This window comes from Variovorax sp. VRV01 (assembly GCF_014852545.1).
Classification (GTDB): Bacteria; Pseudomonadota; Gammaproteobacteria; order Burkholderiales; family Burkholderiaceae_C; genus Variovorax; species Variovorax beijingensis_A.
Genome location: NZ_JACVBS010000009.1, coordinates 216881 through 237268, shown reverse-complemented (window position 1 = coordinate 237268; position 20388 = coordinate 216881). Strand labels below are relative to the sequence as shown.

Sequence of the window (20388 nt, the reverse complement as noted above, 5' to 3'; positions counted from 1 at the left end):
AAAATCGCCGAATGAACTCATCGATGACCGCCCTCGCCGACGCGCTGATCGCCGCGCGCCGGAACAACCGCACCCTCGGCGCCGCGCCCTGGACCGACGCGCTGCAAGACGCAACCCAGGCCTATGAAGTGCAGGACGCCGTGGCCGCCGCACTCGGCTGGTTCGGCGACGACGGCGCCGTCCCCCGCCATTGGAAATCCGGCGGCGGCTCGCGCAGCGCCACGCTCACGCATGCGCCGCTGCCCCCGGCCGGCGTGCGCACGAGCCCGGCCGATTTCAGCGACCTTGCCTTTCACGTGCCCGGCATCGAGGCCGAGATCGCGCTGCGCCTCGGACAGGACGTGACGCCCGCGCAAGCCGCGCAGCTCGACCACGGCGATGCGGCTTCGCTCATCGATGCCATGGCCGTCTCCGTCGAGATCGTCGATTCGCGCTGGCAGGACCTGGCCGCCACGCCCGCCTTGCTGCGCCTGGCCGATTCGCAGGTGCACGGCGCGCTCGCGATCGGCGAATGGCAGCCCTATGCCGCGGTCGACTGGGCTTCGCAGCGCTGCGAAACGAAGGTCGGCAACGCCGACACCGTGGTGCGCGAAGGCACCCATCCGCTGGCCGATCCCGCGTGGCTTCTGCCGGCCTGGCTGCGCCACGTTACGCGCCATGGGCGGACCGCGCCGGCCGGCACCGTGGTCACCACCGGCTCGTGGGTCGGCATCGTGCCCTGCCGCCGCGGCGATCAGGTGGCGGTGGAATTCGCGGGCATCGGCGCGCTGCGCTTGAGCGTGTAGCGCCCTCCTCCGACACCCGAGTACGCCACCAGGAAGTCGAGCACCGCGCGCACGCGCGCCGGCAAGGTGCCGGCCTTGCCGATGTACACCGCGTGGATCGGCTCCACCTCGCCCGGATTGAATTCCTCGAGCAGCGGCACCAGGCGGCCCGCATCGATGTCGTGCTGGATGTGGTACAGCGACAGCCGCGCCACCCCCGCGCCGGCAAGGGCCAGCTGGCGCAGGGTTTCGCCGTCGCCCGCGCGCACCGGCCCGGCCACGGGCAGCGAGACCGTTCGCCCATCCACGCGCAAGGGCCAGTCGGGCGTATTGCGCCGGTAGCTCCAGCCCAGCCGGTTGTGCGCCTCCAGTTCCTGCGGCGTGTGCGGCGTGCCGTACTTCGCAAGGTAGCCCGGCGAGGCCACGATGGACTGGCTGGTTTCGCCCAGCCGCCGCGCCACCAGGTCGGACGGCGGCAGCTGGCCCCAGCGGATCGCGATGTCGGCGCGTTCGTCCATCAGGTCGACGATGCGGTCGGTCAGCGCGATGTCCAGCGTGATCTGCGGATGCAGCTCGAGCAGACGCGGCACCAGCGGAACCAGCTTGTGGTGCCCGAAGGACACGCTCGCGTTGATGCTCACGCGCCCGCGCGGCGCAGCGCCGGCGGCGGCGCAACGCTCGGCCTCGTCCATGTCGGCCAGCACGCGCGTGCTGCGCTCGTAGAAATGCAGGCCTTCGGGCGTGAGCTGCAGCTTGCGCGTGGAGCGGTACACCAGCTGGATGCCCAGCCGCAATTCGAGCCGTGCGACCAGCTTGCTCACCGCCGAAGGCGTCATGTCGAGCAGCCGCGCCGCCGCGGAAAAGCCGCCGGCTTCGACCACCTGCACGAAGGCTTCCATTTCGCCGGAGCGGTTGACGTCGATGCGCGGCATGGCGGGTTTCCTTTTCTGTGACTTCAATTCACAAGTGCGTGTAGCAGCGGCATTCTAGTCATCAAGGCCGGATGCCCGCACAGTACAGGGCATCATGCCAATCGCTCTACTCGCCCTTACCGCCGGTGCCTTCGGAATAGGCACCACCGAATTCGTCATCATGGGCCTGCTGCTGCAGGTCTCGGCGGATCTGCACGTCTCCATCACGGCCGCCGGCCTGCTGATCTCGGGCTATGCGCTCGGGGTGGCCGTGGGTGCGCCGATCCTGACCATCGCCACCCGCAAGCTGCCGCGCAAGACCGTGCTGCTCGCGCTGATGGCGATCTTCACGCTCGGCAACCTGGCCTGCGCGCTCGCGCCCAGCTACGAGCTGCTGATGGCCGCGCGCGTGGTCACCTCGCTCGCGCACGGCACCTTCTTCGGCGTCGGCTCGGTGGTGGCCACCGGGCTGGTGGCGCCGGAACGGCGCGCCTCGGCCATCGCCATCATGTTCACCGGCCTCACGGCCGCCACACTGCTGGGCGTGCCGGCCGGCGCCTGGCTCGGGCTGCACTACGGCTGGCGCGCCACCTTCTGGGCGGTGACGCTGATCGGCGTGCTGGCCTTCACGGTGCTTGCCGTGTTCGTGCCCCACGTCAAGGGCGAAGCCAGGCCGGCGCCGCTGCGCGAGGAACTCGCAGTGCTCGCGCGGCCGCAGGTGCTGCTCGGCCTGGCGATGACGGTGCTCGGCTACGCGGGCGTGTTCGTGGTGTTCACCTACATCCAGCCCTTGCTGACGCAGGTCACGGGCCTGTCCGAATCGGTGGTGTCGCCGATCCTGCTGGTGTTCGGCGGCGGCCTGGCCGTGGGCAACATCCTCGGCGGCAGGCTGGCCGACAGGTCGACCATGCCGGCCGTGCTCGGCACGCTGGTGGCGCTGGCCGCGGTGCTCGGCGCGATGCAGTTCAGCATCGGGACGCCGTTCGCGGCCGTGGTGTTCGTCGGCCTGCTCGGCATCGCTTCGTTCGCCACCGTGGCGCCGATGCAGCTGCGCGTGCTCGAAAAGGCCTCGGGCGCGGGCCAGAACCTGGCGTCGAGCCTCAATATCGCGGCCTTCAACCTGGGCAATGCGCTCGGCGCCTGGGTGGGCGGCGTGGTCATCGACCATGGTCCGGGCCTGCGCGCGCTCGGCTGGGTGGCGGCGCTGCTCACGCTCGCGGGGCTGGCGATCGCGCTCTGGAGCCGTTCGCTCGACCGGCGCGAACGCGGCAATGCCTCTACGGCCGATCGCGCGTCGGCCCGGGCTTGAACTCCCCCTCTTTTTTTCAACGATCACAAAGACGCGACATCATGGAACAACGCTTTCTCGGCCGCTCCGGCTTCAAGGTCCCCGCACTCGGCTTCGGCGCCGGCACCTTCGGCGGGCAGGGTCCGCTCTTCAGCGCCTGGGGCAACACCGACGTGGAGGGCGCGCGCAGCATCGTCGACCTGGCGCTGGATGCCGGCGTGACGCTGTTCGACACGGCCGACGTGTACTCGAACGGCGCTTCGGAATCGATCCTCGGCGCCGCGCTCAAGGGCCGGCGCGACAAGGCCATCATCTCGACCAAGCTCGCGCTGCGCGCCGGCGACGGGCCGAACGAGGTCGGCGCCTCGCGCCACCACCTGATCGCCGCGACCGATGCCGCACTCAGGCGCCTGGACACCGACTACATCGACATCCTCCAACTGCACGCCTTCGACGCGATGACGCCGGTCGAGATGGTGCTCGACACGCTCGACGACCTGGTGCGCGCGGGCAAGGTGCGGCTGATCGGTGCCTCGAACTTCTCGGGCTGGCAGCTGATGAAATCGCTCTCGGCCTCCGACCGGCTCGGGCTGCAGCGCTTCGTGGCCAACCAGACCTACTACTCGCTGATTGGCCGCGACTACGAATTCGAGCTGATGCCGCTGGGCCTGGACCAGGGCCTGGGCGCCATCGTCTGGAGCCCGCTCGGCTGGGGCCGGCTGACCGGCAAGCTGCGGCGCGGCCAGCCGCTACCCGCCGGAAGCCGCTTGCATGAAACTGCCGGCTTCGCGCCGCCCGTGGACGACGAGCGCCTCTACCGCGTGGTCGATGCGATGGACCAGGTGGCCGAGGAAACCGGCAAGACCTTGCCGCAGATCGCGCTCAACTGGCTGCTGCAGCGGCCCACCGTGTCGAGCGTGCTCATCGGTGCGCGCAACGAAGAGCAGCTCAGGCAGAACCTCGGCGCGCTCGGCTGGCAGCTCAGCGCAGACCAGATCCAGCGGCTCGACGCGGCCAGCGCGGTGACGCCGCCCTACCCTTACTACCCGTACTGGAATGGTCAGTTCGCGGAGCGCAGCCCGGTGGCGGTGTGAGCTGACCGCGGCTCGGCCGCGAGCTGGTCGACCAGGCCGTCGACCTTCTGCTCCGCCTGCCGCAGCGACTCGGCCAGTTGCTCGCCGCCGAACTCGTCGCACTCCACCGCCGCCTCGAACACCTCGGTGATGCCGATGTAGCCGAACACCGAGCGCACCGTGCGCTCGGCATGGTTCAGGTGCGCGATGCGGCCGCCCGGGTCGTAGCCGTGGTCGCCGCGCGCGCCGAGCAGCACCATGCGCTTGCCCGCATCGGCGAGCATCGGCCAGTACGGCACCGCACCGCGCGAGCGATCGAAGCCGAAGGTGCGGCCCACGCGCACGATGTTGTCGATCCAGGCCTTGAACTGCGCAGGCACGCTGAAGTTGTACATCGGCAGGCCCACCACGATCAGGTCGGCGGCCACGAGCTGGTCGACCAGGCGGTCGCTCTCGGCCAGCACGTCGGCCATCCAGGGTTGGCGATCGGCGGGCGCGGTGAAGGCCGCGTGGATCCAGCGGGCATCGACATGCGCGGGCGGATGCCGGCCCACGTCGAGGTAATCGACGCGGTCCACCGGCCGCGCCTCGCGCCAGCGCTCGACGAAGCGCGCCGACAGCCGGCGCGTGTGCGAGCCATGGGGATCGATACCGGAGCGGCCCGGACGGGCACTGGCGTCGATGTGAAGAAGGTTCATTGTGTTCATGGATGAATTTCTCTGTTCTGTCTTGCACTGCCACAATGGCGGCACAGGTCCTGAATCTAGAGACGTGCAAGACCTTCGACAAACGATCATTTCTCCATCGATGAACGAGATTGGCTCATCCATCCGGCGCCCCCGGCACCTCCCTCCCCTGCTCTCGCTGCGGGCCTTCGAGGCGGCGGCCGCGCACCTGAGCTTCCAGCGCGCGGCGCTGGAGCTTTCGGTCACGCCTTCGGCCATCAGCCACCAGGTGCGCGCGCTCGAAGACACGCTGGGCCGTCCACTGTTCCGCCGGCTCACGCGGCAGCTCGCGCTGACGCCCGCGGGCGAGCGGCTGTTCGACGACCTGCGCGCGGGCTTCGACGCACTGGAGGCCGGCGTCGAAAGGCTGCGCCAGCCCTCGGTCTCGCAGGCCGTCACGCTCACCACCAACACCGCCTTCGCAGCACGCTGGGTGCTGCCGCGCATGGCGGCCTTCCGCAAGGCCTGTCCCGGCATCGAACTGCGGCTGCATGCGAGCGACACGCTGGTCGACCTGGCGCGCGGCGGCGCCGACATTGCCGTTCGATCAGGCAGCGGCAACTGGCCGGGCCTGGTGTCGCGCGAGCTGATGCCCGAGCGCTACGCGCCGCTGTGCAGCCCGATGCTGGGCCTGAAGCGCGCGGCCGACCTGCCAAAGCACCAGCTGATCCATTGCGACTGGCAGCCCGGCGCCGCAGCGCCCGCGCTGTGGTCGCGCTGGTTCAAGGAGGCCGGCCTCGCGCCGCCGCGGGGCCGCTCAATGAAGGCCGCGGGCCTGTCGTTCTCGGACGAGACCCACGCCATCCTGGCCGCGCTCGCGGGCCACGGCGCCGCGCTCCTGAGCCTCACACTCGCGGCCGAGGAACTGCGCAGCGGCGCGCTGGTGCAGCCCTTCGGCCCGGCGCTCGACACGGGCAGCTACTTTCTCGCGGTGGCCGCCGGGCATGAAGGCGAGCCGGCCGTGCGAGCCGTGTGGGAGTGGATCGCGTCGCAGGCTTCGAAGGCCTGAAACCAATCCGCGCGCGTCCCCGGCGCCAGCCTTTCATCCCCCGCGCAGTTGCTCGCGCAGCTTCTGCCCGATCTCCGGCCGCTCGAGGAACGGATCGGCCGGGTTCTTGACCGCCACGATGTTCTCCATGCGGCTGCGCACGTTGCCCAGCGCCTTCGGGTGGCTGAACACATAGAACTGGTTGTCGCTGATCGCATCGAACACCTTTGCCGCCACTTCGGCCGCCGTGATCTTGCCGCTGCTCACCGCCTTGTTGCTCATGGCCTGGCCAATGAGCTGGCTCCTGGTGAGCTCGGTTTCCTTGGGCGCGTTCGGCCGGTTGCGCTCGCTGCTCGTGATGCCCGTGGGCACGAAATACGGGCACAGCAAGCTCGCACCGATCTGGTCGGTGACCAGCGTCAGGTCCTGGTACAGCGTCTCGGTGAGGCTCACGACCGCGGCCTTGGCGGCGTTGTAGATGCCCATGTTGGGCGGCGTGAGCAGCCCGGCCATGCTCGCGGTGTTGGTGATGTGGCCGCGGTAGGCCGGGTCTTTCGCGGCGGCCTCGAGCATCATCGGCGTGAACAGGCGTACGCCGTGGATCACGCCCCACAGGTCCACGCCCAGTACCCACTCCCAGTCGGCCACGGTGTTCTCCCACACCAGGCCGCCCGCGCCCACGCCTGCGTTGTTGAACACGAAGTGCGGCGCGCCGAAGCGCTCCTTCACCGCAAGGGCCAGGGCTTCCATCTGCGCGGCGTCAGACACGTCGACCTTGCGCGCCAGCACCTGCGCGCCGGCGGCTTCCATCTCGGCGCGGACCTTGTCGAGCGCGTCCTGCTGCACGTCGACCAGCACGAGGTTCATGCCGCGCGTGGCGCCGATGCGCGCGCACTCGAGGCCGAAGCCCGAACCCGCGCCGGTGAGTACGGCCGTCTTGCCCTTGAAGTCCTGAATCATTTGCCGGTTCCTTCTTGCGTTGAATGTCTCTGACTGACGTTGGAACCGCTATTGAAATACGGAACACGCCGCGGCGCAGTCACGAAGGTGCCCGCTCGGGGACTTCAGGCTTCGGCTTGCTTCAGCACGTAGCCGATGCGGGGGAAGTGCACGTGCACCGTGCCGACGCGCTCGTGGCTGCGCTCCAGCGTGTAGTGCGTGCGCGTGGCGGCCACCAGCGTGCCGGGCGTTTCCTCCAGGCCGAAACTCTCGGCCCGGACGGTGACCGCACTGCCCAGCGCAATGCCATGGTCGTCCTGGAAGGTGCTGTCGGTCAGCAGCGTGTGCGGCGTGGCGGCCTTGGCGATGGCGATGGCTTCGTCCGAGCTGGATTTTTCGATGCTGCCATGGCCGATCGCGGCCATGCGCTCCATCCAGTCGATGACCGCGGGGGTGAGGTCGAGGATGCCGCGCACCGAGTCGATGCGGCGCGTGTACCAGAGCGGGTGATAGACCGAGAAGTCGGTGATGCACGGCACCTCGCCCAGCAGGTAGGGCTTGTCGTCGAGCATGTCGGACAGGCGGCGCAGATACGACTTGTAGGCGCTGGTGGCGTCGGCCGGACGCAGCCGCGTCATGTTGCCCGTGCTCATCTTCGCGCGGTCTTCGCCGAAGGCCTTGGCGGCCTCGGGCGGCGCCTTGGCGAACAGCTCGGCCGCGCCCCGGGGCTGCATGCTCCAGGCCATGGCGGCCCAGAACAGGGTGGTGTCGGCCCACTGCGCGAGGATGCGCGACATGCCTTTTTCGGGCTCGGGGTAGAGCGTGGCTTCGGGCTGCAGGTGCTCGAGCACGTCGGCGATCAGCGCGCTGTCGCAGTAGATGTCGGCGCCGATCTGCAGGAACGGCGTCTTGCGGTAGCCGCCCGTGAGCACCTCCACGTCGGGCTTGGGCATGATGGGCGGGATGAGCACCGATTTCCACGGCAGCTTCTTGGCGCCGAGGATGAGCCGCACCTTCTCGGAGAACGGCGAGGTGTTGTAATGGTGCAGGATGAGTTCGGCCATGTGCTGGTTTCCCGTGGATGAGTGTGTTGCCGAGCTCAGCGCGGCTGCGCACGCCCGATGATCGAATCGAAATCGGTGCCCGCACCCAGCGTGCCGAACACGTTGCCCCAGTCGCCGCCCAGCCGCGATGCGCAGAAGGCGCCCACGACGGCCGGCGGTGCGGTCTGCGCGAGTAACGCCGCTTGCACGGCCAGGGCCACGTCCTGCGCGAGGCGTCGCGCCTCGGCCTCGGAAGCCATGGCCTCGATGCGTGCCGGCAGCGCGTCGGCCAGACGGTCGAGCGCCGCATGCTGGCCGCGCGCGGGCGCCAGCTCCTTGACCAATGCGGCCACCGCATCGCCCTTGCGCAGGCCCCGCAGCAGGTCGAGCGCCATGATGTTGCCTGCGCCTTCCCAGATCGAGTTGAGCGGCATCTCGCGGTAGATGCGCGCCATGATGCCTTCGCCGCCCTCTTCCACATAGCCGTTGCCGCCAAGGCATTCCATGGCCTCTTGCGCAAAGTGGCTGCCGCGCTTGCAGATCCAGAACTTGGCGACCGGCGTGAGCAGGCGTGCCATCAGGCGCTCGTGCTCGTCGGCCTGCCGGTCGAAGGCCCGCGCGAGGCGGATGGCCAGCGCGGTCGAGGCTTCGCTCTCCAGGGCCAGGTCAGCCAGCACGTTCTTCATGAGCGGCTGCTCGATCAGCGGCTTGCCGAAGGCCATGCGCTGGCTCGCATGGTTGAGCGCAATGCTCAGCGCCTGCCGCATCAGGCCGCTGGTGCCCAGCGCGCAGTCGAGCCGGGTCATGGTGCCCATCTCGAGGATCTGCGGAATGCCGCGACCCTCTTCGCCCACGAGCCATGCGCTGGCGCCGTGGAACTCGACCTCGGAACTGGCGTTGGCCTTGTTGCCGAGCTTGTCCTTCAGGCGCTGGATGTGGATGGCGTTGCGCGTGCCGTCGGGCAGCACGCGCGGCAGGAAGAAGCAGCTCAGGCCGGCCGGCGCCTGGGCCAACACCAGGAAGGCATCGCACATCGGCGCCGAGAAGAACCACTTGTGGCCGGTGATCGCGTAGCGCTCGCCCCAGGCGTCGCCAGCCTCGCGCACGGCGCGCGTGGTGTTGGCGCGCACGTCGGAGCCGCCCTGCTTCTCGGTCATGCCCATGCCCATGGTCACGCCAGGCTTGTCCTTGAACGAAGCGAGCGCGGGGTCGTACCAGAGGCTGCCGAGCTTCGGGCCCCAGTCGGCGTACACGGCGGCATTGCCGCGCAATGCGGGCGTGGCGGCGTAGGTCATGGAGACCGGGCAAAGGATCGACGGCTCCAGCTCGGTGAAAAGCATGAAGCCGGCCGCGCGCAGCAGGTGCGGCGAGGCCGAGGTGCCTGTCCAGGGCGTGCCGTGCAGGCCTGCGCCCACGGCGGCGGCCATGAGCACGTGATAGCTCGGATGGAACTCCACCTCGTCGATGCGCCGGCCGAAGCGGTCGTGCGTGTGCAGTTCGGGCGGGTGGGTGTTGGCGAGCCGCGCATGCGCCTGCATCTCGGCCGAGCCGATGGCCGCACCCAGTTCGTTCAGCTGCGCGAGCTGAAGAGATGGCGCATTGAACTTCAGCGCATCGCGCAGGGGCCGGTTGGTTTCGAACAGGTTGTAGCCCACCAGCGGCTCGGGCTGGTTGAATACCTCGTGCGTCGAATTCATTCGAATACCTCCGTGCTTCGCACTGCGGTGCACGCTGACTTGGGGCGGCCCGGCGCGGCGCGCATACCGGCCTCCTTGCCGTGCGTTCAATTCATCAGATCAGTTTGACCAGTTGCTTGCCGAAATTCTTGCCCTTGAGCAAACCCAGGAAGGCCTCAGGGGCAGCCTCGATGCCTTGCGCCACCGACTCGCGCGGCCTGAGCTTGCCGCTGGCCACCAGCGCACCGAGTTCGGCCAGCGCCTCGGGCCACACCTCCATGTGCTCGCTCACGATGAAGCCCTCGATCTTCATGCGGTTGATGAGGATCAGCGCCGGGTTCGCAAGCGGCAGCGGCTGCCCGTCGTAGCCCGCGATCATTCCGCACAGCGCCACGCGCGAGAAGGCGTTGGCGCGCAGCAGCACGGCGTCGAAGATGTAGCCGCCCACGTTCTCGAAGTAGCCGTCGATGCCGTTCGGGCAGGCCTCCTTGAGCGCGGCGCTCATGCTCTTGACGTCGGGGTGCTGGCGGTAGTCGATGCAGGCGTCGAATCCGAGCTCGTCGGTCACGTACTTGCACTTGTCCGGGCCGCCCGCAATGCCCACCACGCGGCAGCCGCGCGCCTTGGCCAATGCACCGAAGGCGCTGCCCACCGCCCCGCTGGCCGCCGTGACGACCATCGTCTCGCCGGCCTTCGGCGCAATGATCTTCACGAGGCCATACCAGGCCGTGACGCCCGGCATGCCGACCGCGCCGAGGTAGTGCGACAGCGGCACCTGCGTGGTGTCGACCTTCTTGAGCGCGCCGGGCTGCGAGGCATCGACCACGCTGTATTCCTGCCAGCCGCCGAAGCCCACCACCTTGTCGCCAACGGCGTACTTGGGGTGCCTGCTCTCGACCACTTCGCCGGCCGTGCCGCCCTGCATGACCTGGCCCACGGGCTGCGGCTGGGCGTAGCTCTTGGAATCGTTCATGCGCCCGCGCATGTACGGGTCGAGGCTCATGTAGTGGTGGCGCACCAGCACCTGGTTGTCCTTGAGCGCGGGCGTCTCGGCGGTCACGAGCTTGAAGTTGCTGGCAACGGCTTCGCCGTCGGGCCGGTTGTCGAGGTGGATCTGCTTGTTGGTGGGCATGGGTGTCTCCGGGGGAATGCAATCAATCGGTGGAAGGCGGGCGCATCGCGTTGGCGCTCGCGGGGCCTGTGGGCAGCCGGCGCTTCACGTACTTGAAGGTGCCGGTGGCATGCGCGCACACGCGCTCCAGTTCGTCGTAGATCCTGGCCTCGGTGAAGGCCAGCGTCGCGGTGCGGTGGATCAGCGTGCCGCGCGCATGCAGAGGCCCGACCGAAGGCTGCATGAAGCTGGTCTTCATCTCGATGGTGACCACGCCCGTCTCGGGCGCCACGCTGCGCGCCGCGGCCGCCATGGTGATGTCGAGCAGCGTCATGCAGGCGCCGCCGTGCGTCACGTCGAAGGTGTTGAGGTGTTCGGGCTTGGCGGTGTAGATGATCTCCGACTCGCCGCCCTCGAATTTCGTGAGCTCGAAGCCCAGGTGGCGCGCGAACGGGATCTGGCTCGTGTAGGAGCGGATGTTGATGTCGTTGGAATCTTCAGCCATTTCAAGCACCAAGGACCACGCTCACGCCACCATCCACAGCCAGCCACTGCCCCGTGATGTGCTTGCCGGCATCGCTCGCGTACAGCAGCGTGATGCCCTTCAGGTCTTCCTCGTCGCCCAGGCGCCCGAGCGGCGCATGCGAGGCCATCTTTTCCTCGCCCAGCGACTTGATGAGGCCGGCGGCCATCTTCGTCATGAAGAAGCCCGGGCAGATTGCGTTCACGTTGATGTTGAACTTGCCCCATTCGGCGGCCAGCGTGCGCGTGAAGCCGATCACCGCCGTCTTCGAGGTGTTGTAGGCCAGCGTCTGCATCTCGGGCGGGTTGCCGTTGAGGCCCGCGATCGAGGCGATGTTGATGATGCGGCCCGTCTTCTTCGGGATCATGTAGCCGTTGGCCACATGCTGCGACAGGATGAAATAGCCGCGCACGTTGAGGTTCATCACCTTGTCCCAGGCCTCGACCGGATGGCTCTCGGCCGGCGCGCCCCAGCTGGCGCCCGCGTTGTTGACGAGGATGTCGATCGCCCCCATGCGCTGCAGTGTCTCGTCGGCCAGGCGGCGCGTGTCTTCTTCCTTCGAGCAGTCGGCAGCGATCCAGCGCGCGTCGATGCCGGCCGATTGCAGTTCGGCCGCGGCCTGTTCCAGGTCGTCGGCCTTGCGCGAACTCAGCATGATCTTCGCGCCGGCCTCGCCGAGCGCATGCGCCATCTGCAGGCCCAGGCCGCGCGAGCCGCCGGTGATGAGGGCGGTCTTGCCGCCGAGGTCGAACAGCTTTTGGATGGTGCGGGCGGTCATGGGAAAGTCTCCGTTGTTCGGTCTGGAATGTTCAGGCGATGTAGTCCATGCACTGGCGCGCTTCGCGCACGGCGCCGATGAAGGGCTTCAGCGCCACGTGCTGCGGATGGTCGGCATAGGCCGCGAGCGCGGCCGCGTCGGTGAATTCCGAATACAGGACCAGGTCGTAGGTGGCTTCGAGCCCGGGCTGGGCAATGGCCACCTCGAAACGCAGCGTGCCGGGCGACAGACTGGCGCAGGCATCGAGCAGCACCTTGGCCTTGAGAAGGTTGGTCGCCTTGTCGGCGCCTTCGGCATGTTCCTTGAACTTCCACATCACGATGTGCTTGAGCATGGTTTGTCTTTGCGGTTATTTGTCGTTGAGGCGCGAGCGCACGTAGATCAGCACGACGCCCACCAGCGCGACCACGGCGCCGGGCACGGCCATCGACCAGCCGAGCGCCGGCTCGGTGCGGCCCGTGGCAATGCCGAGAATCATGAAAAGCAGGCCGCCGTAGATCAGGATCCAGATCCACTTCTCGAGCCGCGCGTGCGGCTTCGGCGGCTTGGCGGGGTTGGGCGTGTTGTTGGGGGCGGCGTTGGCCATTGTCAAAAAGCGTCCTCGGGCAATGCTGTACAGGTAGGGTCGCGGCTCTCGACCACGTTGAGCCAGGCACCGATTTTCGGCAGCTCGTAGTGGAAGAAGTAGTCCGTGGCGCCTATCTTGCCAGCTGTTACCGCCCTCGCCTTTTCCGCATCGATTTCCAGCGCCCGCCGCGCCACGTCCAGCCAGATCCAGGCCAGCACGGTATGGCCGAAGGCCTGCATGTAGGGCACGGCGTTGGCCAGCGCATCGGCCGGGTCGCCGGTGGACCAGGCGGCCGCGGTGGCGCCGACTATGCGCTGCCATGCGGCCTCCAGCACCTTGGCATGCGCCGCGAGCCCGGGCACCTTGGCGGCGCGGCCGATGGTTTCGGCGATGCGCCCGCCCAGCAGTTGCAGGCCGCGGCCCTTTTCCATCAGCACCTTGCGGCCCAGCAGGTCGGCCGCCTGGATGCCGTGCGTGCCTTCGTGGATCATGTTCAGGCGGTTGTCGCGCCAGTACTGCTCCACCGGAAAATCGCGCGTGTAGCCGTAGCCGCCATGCACCTGGATGGCCAGCGAATTGGCTTCCAGGCACCACTCGCTGGGCCAGCTTTTGGCGATGGGCGTGAGCACTTCGAGCAGCAGGCGCGCGTCGTCCGCGGCCTGCGCCTCGCCGGTCTTCTGCTCGTCGACCAGCCGGGCGCAGTACAGCTCCAGTGCCAGCGCGCCTTCGCAGTACGCCTTCTGCGCGAGCAGCATGCGGCGCACGTCGGCATGCTCGATGATGCGCACCTGCGGGCTGGCCGAGTCCTTCACGACCGCCGTGCCGGGCTGCTCCGCCTTCTTCACGAGCCGGCCCTGCGGCCGGGTCTTCGCGTAGTCGAGCGAGGCGTGGTAGCCCGCCATGCCCAGCATGGTGGCGGCCGTGCCGACGCCGATGCGCGCCTCGTTCATCATGTGGAACATGCAGTGCAGGCCCTTGCCCGGCTCGCCGACCAGGTAGCCCACCGCGCCGGCCTTGCCGCCGACCGGGTACTTGCCCTCGCCGAAGTTCAGCAGCGTGTTGGTGGTGCCGCGCCAGCCCAGCTTGTGGTTGAGGCCTGCCAATGCGACGTCGTTGCGCTCGCCGGTCAGCTCGCCTCGGGTATTCACCATGCGCTTCGGCACGATGAACAGCGAGATTCCGCGCGTGCCCGGCACCAGCTTGCCATTCGCGTCCGGAATCTTCGCGAGCACGATGTGCACGATGTTCTCGGTCAGTTCATGGTCGCCCGCCGAGATCCACATCTTGTTGCCCGTGAGCCGGTAGCGCGGCCCGAGCGGATCGCTCTGGTAGTCGTCGCCATCGGGCACGGCGCGCGTGGCCACGTCGCTCAGCGACGAGCCGGCCTGCGGCTCGGACAGGCACATGGTGCCGGCCCAGCGGCCCGAGAACTCGTTCTTGGCGAACACATCCTTCTGCATCCCGGTGCCGTGCACCATCAGCAGGTTGGCGTTGCCGCTGGTGAGCATGTTCGAGCCGATGCTGACCGAGGCCATTGCGAAGAAGCTGTTGGCCGCGGCCTGCAGCGTGTAGGGCAGCTGCATGCCGCCGATGTCGTAGTCCTGCGCCGCGCTCATCATTCCCGATTCGACAAAGGCCCTGTGCGCATCGTGCGTGGCCTGCGGCAGCACGACCTTCTCGCCATCGAAGTGCGGCTCCTGCGTGTCGACGATGCGATTGGCCGGCGCGTACTTCTCGCGCGCAATGCGCTCGCAGGTGTCGAGCACCGCATCGAAGGTTTCGCGCGAATGGTCGGCAAAGCGCTCGCGCTGGCTCAGCGATTCCGCGTCGAGCCAGTCATAAAGCAGAAAGTCGAGGGTGGGACGCAGGCTCATGATCGATCTCGGTGTGAAGGGATGCGCGGGTTCTGCGCCGGGAACACCGCGGAACCGGCTTTGCCGGGCCGCTGGTGTCGTCCCCTGAACGGGGTTGGCGAGGGCGGCGACGCGCTACGCGCCGCCGGCTGGGCGAGAGTTAAAGAACTTCAAACACGCCCGCAGCGCCCATGCCGCCGCCGATGCACATCGTGACCAGCACCTTCTTCGCGCCGCGGCGCTTGCCTTCGATGAGCGCATGGCCCGTCAGGCGCTGGCCGCTCACGCCGTAGGGGTGGCCCACGGCAATGGCGCCGCCGTCCACGTTCAGGCGGTCGCCCGGAATGCCGAGCTTGTCGCGGCAGTAGATCACCTGCACGGCGAAAGCCTCGTTGAGCTCCCACAGGTCGATGTCGTCGACCGTGAGGCCCAGGCGCTTGAGCACCTTCGGAATCGCGAACACCGGGCCGATGCCCATCTCGTCGGGCTCGCAGCCGGCCACGGCAAAGCCGAGGAAGCGGCCGAGCGGCTTCAGGCCTTTCTGCTGTGCGTACTTCTCGTCGACCACCACGCAGGCGCCGCCGCCGTCGGAGAACTGGCTCGCATTGCCGGCCGAGATGAGCCCGCCGGGAATCGCCGGGCGGATGCCGCTGATGCCTTCCTTGGTGGTGCCGGGGCGGATGCCTTCGTCGTTCTCGACGGTCACTTCCTTGGTGCGCAGGCCCATCACCGGGTCGGCCACGCCGGCCAGCACGGTGATCGGCGCGATCTCGTCCTTGAAGCGGCCGGCTTCGAGCGCGGCGGTGGCCTTCTGCTGGCTGGCGGCGCCGTATTCGTCCATGGCGTCGCGGCCGATGTTGTAGCGCTTGGCCACCTGCTCGGCCGTCTGCAGCATGTTCCAGTAGATCTCGGGCTTGTGCTTCACGAGCCAGGGGTCGGCCAGCATGTGCTTGTTGGCTTCGTTCTGCACGCAGGAGATGCTCTCGACGCCGCCGGCCACGTACACCTCGCCCTCGCCCGCGATGATGCGCTGCGCGGCGGTGGCGATGGTCTGCAGGCCCGACGAGCAGAAGCGGTTGATCGTCATGCCCGAGGTGGTGACCGGGCAGCCGGCGCGCAGCGCGATCTGGCGCGCGATGTTGGAGCCGGTGGCGCCCTCGGGCGTGGCGCAGCCCATGATCACGTCGTCGACTTCGGCGGCTTCGATGCCGGCGCGCGAGATGGCGTGCTGAACGGCGTGGCCGCCGAGCGTGGCGCCGTGCGTCATGTTGAAAGCACCCTTCCAGCTCTTCGCGAGCGGCGTGCGGGCGGTGGAAACGATGACGGCGCTGGTCATGGTGAGGTCCTTTGAAGATGGAAGGGAAAGAGGGTTGTGGTCGTCATTGCGCCGGCGCGGCGTTGCCGTTGCGCAGGAGCTGGTGATAGAAGCCGATCATCTCGCCGTAGTTGGCGATGGAGACGCGCTCGTTGTTGCCGTGGAAACGCGCGAGGTCCTCGCCCTTCATGCGCAGCGGCGAGAAACGAAAGACCGCGTCGCTCACCAGACTGAAGTGGCGCGAGTCGGTGGCGGCCGTCATGAGGCCGGGGGCCACCACCACATCGGGAAACGACTGGCGCACCGCCTGCTGGATTGCGCGGTAGCCCGTGCTATCGGTCGGCGAGACGGGCGATGGCTCCGAGTTGCCTGGATAGCGCTTGATCTTGATCTCGTCGTTGCCCAGGCTCTTGCGCAGATGCGCTTCCACGCTGTCGATGGTGTCGCCCGGCAGGATGCGGAAGTTGACCGCCGCCTCGGCGCGGCCGGGCAGCACGTTGTCCTTGTTGCCGGCGCGCACGATGGTGAGCGCCGTGGTCGTGCGCAGCATCGCGTTGCTGCTCGGGCTTTTCTCGAGCTGGCCGCGCACCAGCGGTTCCGTGAGCCACAGGTTGGAGAGCATCACGCGGTTCACGCCGCTCATCTCGGGCGCGAGCGCACCGAACATCTGCGCGGCCACGCCCTTGATGCCGCCGGGCATCGGGTTGGCTTCGAGCCGCGCGAGCGCCGCGCTCATGCTGCCGATGGCGCTGTGCTGCGGCGGCATCGACGAATGGCCGGGCGCGGTGTCGAGCGAAAGAAAGAAGGTGCCGTAGCCCTTCTCGGCCAGGCCGATGAGCGCCGCCGGTTTCGACAGGCCGGGCAGCACGCCGTCGAGGATCAGCAGGCCCTCGTCGAGCACCCAGTCCAGGCGCACGTTGCGCGACTTGAGCAGCTCGGCAATCGGCTGCGCGCCGCGCAGGCCGCTCACCTCCTCGTCGTCGCCCATCACGAGGTAGACGGTCTGTCTCGGCTGGAAGCCGCTTGCGACCAGCAGCTCGATGGCTTCCATCTGCGCGAACAGGTTGCTCTTGTTGTCGAGCGTGCCGCGGCCCCAGACGAAGCCGTCCTTGATCTCGCCCGCGAAGGGGTCGACCGTCCAGGCCTTCTCGGTGCCCGGTGCGATGGGCACCATGTCCTGGTGCGCCATGAGCGCGACGGGCCTGGCCTGCGGATCGCTGCCGGCCCAGGTGTAGAGCAGTGCCCTGTTGCCGACCACTTCCTTCTTGAGGGTCGCGTGGAGCCTGGGGAACTGCTGCGCGAGGTAGGCATGCAGTTTGTCGAACTCGGCCAGGTTCGCGGCCGGGTCGTCGAGGCTGGACACCGTGCGGAACGTGATCGCCGTGGACAGCCGCTTCGCGGCCGCCTGCAGGTCGATGTCCAGCTTGGGTGCGGGCGCCACCGCCAGCTGCTGCGATGGCGTGGTCCAGGTCTTGGCCGCCACGGCCGCCGCCAGTGCCAGCAGCACCAGCAGCAGCCCGAGGAAGATGCGTTTCAACATGGGCGGCCTGGGTCCCTTCGCGATCAGCTGAACTGCTTGCCTTCAGCCACCAGCTTCTGGATCAGCGGCGCGGGCTGCCAGAACTCGGCGTCGTCGCGCGGGTTCTTGGCAAAGCGCTTCATGGTTTCGGCCACGTTGTACAGGCCCACCTGCGATGCGTAGTGCATCGGGCCGCCGCGCCAGATCGGGAAGCCATAGCCGGTGAGGTACACCATGTCGATGTCTCCCGATTTCGAGGCGATGCCGTCCTCCAGGATGTGCGCGCCTTCGTTGACCAGCGCATAGACCAGGCGCTGCACGATCTCTTCATCGGAGATCTTGCGCGGCGTGATGCCCAGTTCCTTGCGGTGGTCCTCGATCATCTTGTTGACGAGTTCCGACGGAATCGCGTCGCGCTTGCCGGCCTGGTAGTCGTACCAGCCTGCGCCGGTCTTCTGGCCGAAGCGGCCCAGTTCGCAGAGCTTGTCGGCCGTGCGGCTGTACTTCATGTCCGGATGCTCCACGGCGCGGCGCTTGCGGATGGCCCAGCCGATGTCGTTGCCGGCCAGGTCGCCCATGCGGAACGGGCCCATGGCAAAGCCGAACTTCTCGACGGCCTTGTCGACCTGCTGCGGCGTGGCGCCCTCGTCCAGCAGGAAGCCCGCCTGGCGCGAGTACTGCTCGATCATGCGGTTGCCGATGAAGCCGTCGCACACGCCCGAGACCACGGCCGTCTTCTTGATCTTCTTGCCGATGTCCATCACGGTGGCCAGCACGTCCTTGGCCGTTTCCTTGCCGCGCACCACCTCGAGCAGCTTCATCACGTTGGCCGGGCTGAAGAAGTGCATGCCGACCACGTCCTGCGGACGCTGGGTGAAGGCGGCGATCTTGTCGACGTCGAGCGTCGAGGTGTTGGAAGCCAGGATGGCGCCCTTCTTGGCCACGCGGTCTAGTTCCTTGAACACCTTTTCCTTCACGCCGAGTTCCTCGAACACGGCTTCGATGATCAGGTCGGCATCCTTCAGGTCGTTGTAGTCGAGCGTGGTGCTCAAAAGCGCCATGCGCTGCTCGTACTTGTCCTGCTTGAGCTTGCCCTTCTTGACCTGGGATTCGTAGTTCTTTCGGATGGTCGCAATGCCGCGGTCGAGCGCTTCCTGCTTCATCTCGAGGATCTTCACGGGGACGCCGGCATTCAGGAAGTTCATCGAGATGCCGCCGCCCATGGTGCCGGCGCCGATCACGCCCACCGACTTGATCTCGCGCTTGGGCGTGTCCTCGGGCACGTCGGGAATCTTGGAGGCCGCGCGCTCGGCCATGAACAGGTGGCGCAGCGCCAGCGATTCGGGCGTGAACATCAGCGCGGTGAAGATCCGGCGCTCCTCGGCCATGCCTTCGTCGAACTTCATCTTCGTCGCGGCCTGAACGGCATCGACGCACTTGAGCGGCGCAGGGTAGTTCTTCGACATGCCGCCCACCATGTTCTTCGCGAACTGGAAGTAGGCATCGCCCTGCGGGTGCTTGCACGGCAGGTTGCGCACCAGTGGCAGCGCATCGCCGGTCTTGCTTGCGACGCTCTTGGCAAATGCAACAGCTTCCTCGAACACCGATTCGGGTGAAGCCGCGAGCTGGTCGAACAGCTTCTGGCCCGGCAGGCCGGCCAGCAGCTCGCTCTTGACGGGCTCGCCGCTCACGATCATGTTGAGCGCGGTCTCCACGCCCAGCACGCGCGGCAGGCGCTGCGTGCCGCCGGCGCCGGGAATCAGGCCCAGCTTGACCTCGGGCAGCGCAATGCTGGTGCCGGGAGCCGCCACGCGGTAGTGGCAGCCGAGCGCCAGCTCGAGCCCGCCGCCCATGCACACCGAATGGATGGCCGCGACGATCGGCTTCGGCGAAGCCTCGAGCGCAAGGATCACGCTCAGCAGGTTGGGCTCCTGCAGCGCCTTGGGCGTGCCGAATTCCTTGATGTCCGCACCACCCGAGAACGCCTTGCCGGCACCGGTGATGACGATGGCCTTGACGGCATCATCGGCGTTGGCCTTCGCGAGCCCATCGGTGATGCCGATGCGGGTCGAGAAACCGAGACCGTTGACCGGCGGGTTGGTCAGTGTGATCACGGCGACATCGCCGAGCACTTTGTATTCAGCCGTCATGCTGCGTTCCTTGGTGTGTGAAGAAAAAGAAGAAAAAGCACGAGTGTTCTTTTTTGAGGGGATTCTAGGCGTTTCGCGTGGCCCAACAATGGCACGCAGTCGCTGTCGGGACAAGAGGATCCGGGGCGCGGCCCGGATCCCTGGAGGGCTTCTTCAGACCTCCAGCCACTCTTTGCGAGTAGTTGCATCGGCACGCAGGCTGTCGGGGGTTCCGTCGAACACGATGCTGCCGTGGCCCATGACGAGCGCACGGTCGGAGATCTGCATCGCAATGGTCAGCTTCTGCTCGATCAGCAGCACCGAAATGCCCTTGTCCTTGAGCGTGCGCAGGTACTGCCCCACCAGCTCGACGATCTTGGGCGCGAGGCCTTCGGTGGGCTCGTCGATGATGATCAGGTCGGGGTCGCCCATCAAGGTGCGGCACAGCGTGAGCATCTGCTGCTCGCCGCCCGAGAGCACGCCGGCCTCGGTGTGCTGGCGCTCCTTCAGGCGCGGGAACATGCCGTACATGTCGTCGAAGGACCAGCGGCTTCCCTTGCCCGATCCCTTCTGGCCCAAGAGCAGGTTCTGGTGCACCGTGAGCTTGGGAAAGATGTCGCGGTTCTCGGGCACGTAGCCGATGCCCAGGTGCGCAATTTCGTAGGCCTTCCGGCGCAGGATGTCCTGGTCCTTCCAGCGCAGCGTGCCCTCGGCATGCACCAGGCCCATGATGGCCTTGGCGGTGGTCGAGCGGCCCGAGCCGTTGCGGCCCAGCAGCGCGACGATTTCGCCGGCGCCGACGTTGAAGGAAACGCCATGCAGCACATGGCTCTTGCCGTAGTAGGCGTGGATGTCGTGAAGCTTCAGCATGTCAGTGGCTCCGCGGCGTGTTGTTGTGTTGCGGGTTGCTTGTGTTCTTGGCGTTGTTGTTCGGGGCGCGTGCACAGGCCACCGGGTACTCCCCTCCGCGAATGTCCCCCGCCTTCGGCTCCTCCTTGATTTCGCTGCGGGGAGCACCCGATGCCCTGCGCACGATGGGCGCGGCTGTGGTGCTGGCTGATCAACCACCGTTCCGCATAACGATCACGTCGATGGGGTGCCTTGCGCAGCGAAATCAAGGAGGAGGCCGCAGGCCGGGGGACATTCGCGGAGCAAGGTACCCCGTCGGCGGGATCGCGCCCTGGA

Annotated in this window: 19 protein-coding genes; 4 read left to right on the top strand and 15 right to left on the bottom strand. The window is 67.6% G+C overall.

Features of this window, described 5'->3' with window-relative positions; genetic code table 11:
- Positions 1-11 precede the first annotated feature (11 nt).
- Positions 12-785, top strand: a complete 774-nt coding sequence (locus IB278_RS18115) for a fumarylacetoacetate hydrolase family protein (RefSeq protein WP_225612987.1) — start codon at positions 12-14, stop codon at positions 783-785.
- On the opposite strand, the gene IB278_RS18110 is transcribed toward IB278_RS18115, so the two are convergent.
- Complete coding sequence (locus IB278_RS18110) at positions 734-1696, bottom strand: LysR substrate-binding domain-containing protein (protein ID WP_145747432.1); 963 nt, start codon at positions 1694-1696, stop codon at positions 734-736. The two genes, IB278_RS18115 and IB278_RS18110, sit on opposite strands and share 52 nt — an antisense overlap.
- A 94-nt stretch (positions 1697-1790) precedes the next feature.
- Here IB278_RS18110 and IB278_RS18105 point away from each other — a divergent pair, with 94 nt between their 5' ends.
- Together IB278_RS18105 and IB278_RS18100 are read left to right on the top strand one after the other, a co-directional pair.
- The gene (locus IB278_RS18105; RefSeq protein ID WP_192324645.1) at positions 1791-2984 is read left to right on the top strand and encodes an MFS transporter; all 1194 of its coding nucleotides are present in this window, start codon (positions 1791-1793) and stop codon (positions 2982-2984) included.
- Between the two features lie 41 nt (positions 2985-3025).
- Complete coding sequence (locus IB278_RS18100) at positions 3026-4057, top strand: aldo/keto reductase (protein ID WP_192324644.1); 1032 nt, start codon at positions 3026-3028, stop codon at positions 4055-4057.
- On the opposite strand, the gene IB278_RS18095 is transcribed toward IB278_RS18100, so the two are convergent.
- Positions 4024-4743 carry an FMN-dependent NADH-azoreductase gene (locus IB278_RS18095; RefSeq protein WP_145747429.1) on the bottom strand — a complete coding sequence of 240 codons (720 nt, stop codon included), beginning with the start codon at positions 4741-4743 and terminating at the stop codon, positions 4024-4026. The two genes, IB278_RS18100 and IB278_RS18095, sit on opposite strands and share 34 nt — an antisense overlap.
- A gap of 100 nt (positions 4744-4843) precedes the next feature.
- On the opposite strand from IB278_RS18095, the gene IB278_RS18090 reads away from it, so the two are divergent.
- Positions 4844-5770 (top strand): LysR substrate-binding domain-containing protein, encoded by a 927-nt coding sequence (locus IB278_RS18090; protein ID WP_192324642.1) that lies wholly within the window; start codon positions 4844-4846, stop codon positions 5768-5770.
- Positions 5771-5803: 33 nt separating this feature from the next.
- Here the strand turns inward: IB278_RS18090 and IB278_RS18085 are convergent, their stop codons facing one another.
- The 13 genes from IB278_RS18085 to IB278_RS18025 all read right to left on the bottom strand — a co-directional run bounded on the left by IB278_RS18085 (position 5804) and on the right by IB278_RS18025 (position 20073).
- A complete protein-coding gene (locus IB278_RS18085) occupies positions 5804-6709 on the bottom strand; it encodes an SDR family oxidoreductase (protein WP_192324640.1) in 906 nt (301 codons plus the stop codon).
- Between the two features lie 104 nt (positions 6710-6813).
- A complete protein-coding gene (locus tag IB278_RS18080; RefSeq protein ID WP_145747426.1) occupies positions 6814-7752 on the bottom strand; it encodes a glutathione S-transferase family protein in 939 nt (312 codons plus the stop codon).
- A gap of 35 nt (positions 7753-7787) precedes the next feature.
- Positions 7788-9428, bottom strand: coding sequence for an isovaleryl-CoA dehydrogenase (locus IB278_RS18075; protein WP_192324638.1), 1641 nt, complete (start codon positions 9426-9428; stop codon positions 7788-7790).
- Between the two features lie 94 nt (positions 9429-9522).
- Positions 9523-10539 (bottom strand): NADP-dependent oxidoreductase, encoded by a 1017-nt coding sequence (locus tag IB278_RS18070; RefSeq protein ID WP_192324636.1) that lies wholly within the window; start codon positions 10537-10539, stop codon positions 9523-9525.
- A 22-nt stretch (positions 10540-10561) separates the two neighbouring features.
- Complete coding sequence (locus tag IB278_RS18065; protein ID WP_192324634.1) at positions 10562-11023, bottom strand: PaaI family thioesterase; 462 nt, start codon at positions 11021-11023, stop codon at positions 10562-10564.
- Position 11024: 1 nt separating this feature from the next.
- On the bottom strand, positions 11025-11819 hold the full coding sequence (locus IB278_RS18060) for an SDR family oxidoreductase (protein ID WP_145747422.1): 795 nt from the start codon (positions 11817-11819) through the stop codon (positions 11025-11027).
- Between the two features lie 31 nt (positions 11820-11850).
- On the bottom strand, positions 11851-12153 hold the full coding sequence (locus IB278_RS18055; RefSeq protein WP_192324632.1) for a Dabb family protein: 303 nt from the start codon (positions 12151-12153) through the stop codon (positions 11851-11853).
- Positions 12154-12168: 15 nt separating this feature from the next.
- Complete coding sequence (locus IB278_RS18050) at positions 12169-12405, bottom strand: hypothetical protein (RefSeq protein WP_192324630.1); 237 nt, start codon at positions 12403-12405, stop codon at positions 12169-12171.
- Between the two features lie 2 nt (positions 12406-12407).
- Positions 12408-14261 carry an acyl-CoA dehydrogenase gene (locus tag IB278_RS18045; RefSeq protein ID WP_192324628.1) on the bottom strand — a complete coding sequence of 618 codons (1854 nt, stop codon included), beginning with the start codon at positions 14259-14261 and terminating at the stop codon, positions 12408-12410.
- Between the two features lie 139 nt (positions 14262-14400).
- Positions 14401-15576: an acetyl-CoA C-acyltransferase gene (locus tag IB278_RS18040; RefSeq protein WP_145747418.1), complete on the bottom strand. Its 1176-nt coding sequence runs from the start codon at positions 15574-15576 to the stop codon at positions 14401-14403.
- A 43-nt stretch (positions 15577-15619) separates the two neighbouring features.
- Positions 15620-17095 (bottom strand): M20 family peptidase, encoded by a 1476-nt coding sequence (locus IB278_RS18035; protein ID WP_192324625.1) that lies wholly within the window; start codon positions 17093-17095, stop codon positions 15620-15622.
- Between the two features lie 23 nt (positions 17096-17118).
- Positions 17119-19224, bottom strand: a complete 2106-nt coding sequence (locus tag IB278_RS18030; RefSeq protein WP_192324623.1) for a 3-hydroxyacyl-CoA dehydrogenase NAD-binding domain-containing protein — start codon at positions 19222-19224, stop codon at positions 17119-17121.
- Between the two features lie 153 nt (positions 19225-19377).
- Positions 19378-20073 carry an ABC transporter ATP-binding protein gene (locus tag IB278_RS18025; RefSeq protein ID WP_192324621.1) on the bottom strand — a complete coding sequence of 232 codons (696 nt, stop codon included), beginning with the start codon at positions 20071-20073 and terminating at the stop codon, positions 19378-19380.
- Positions 20074-20388 lie beyond the last annotated feature (315 nt).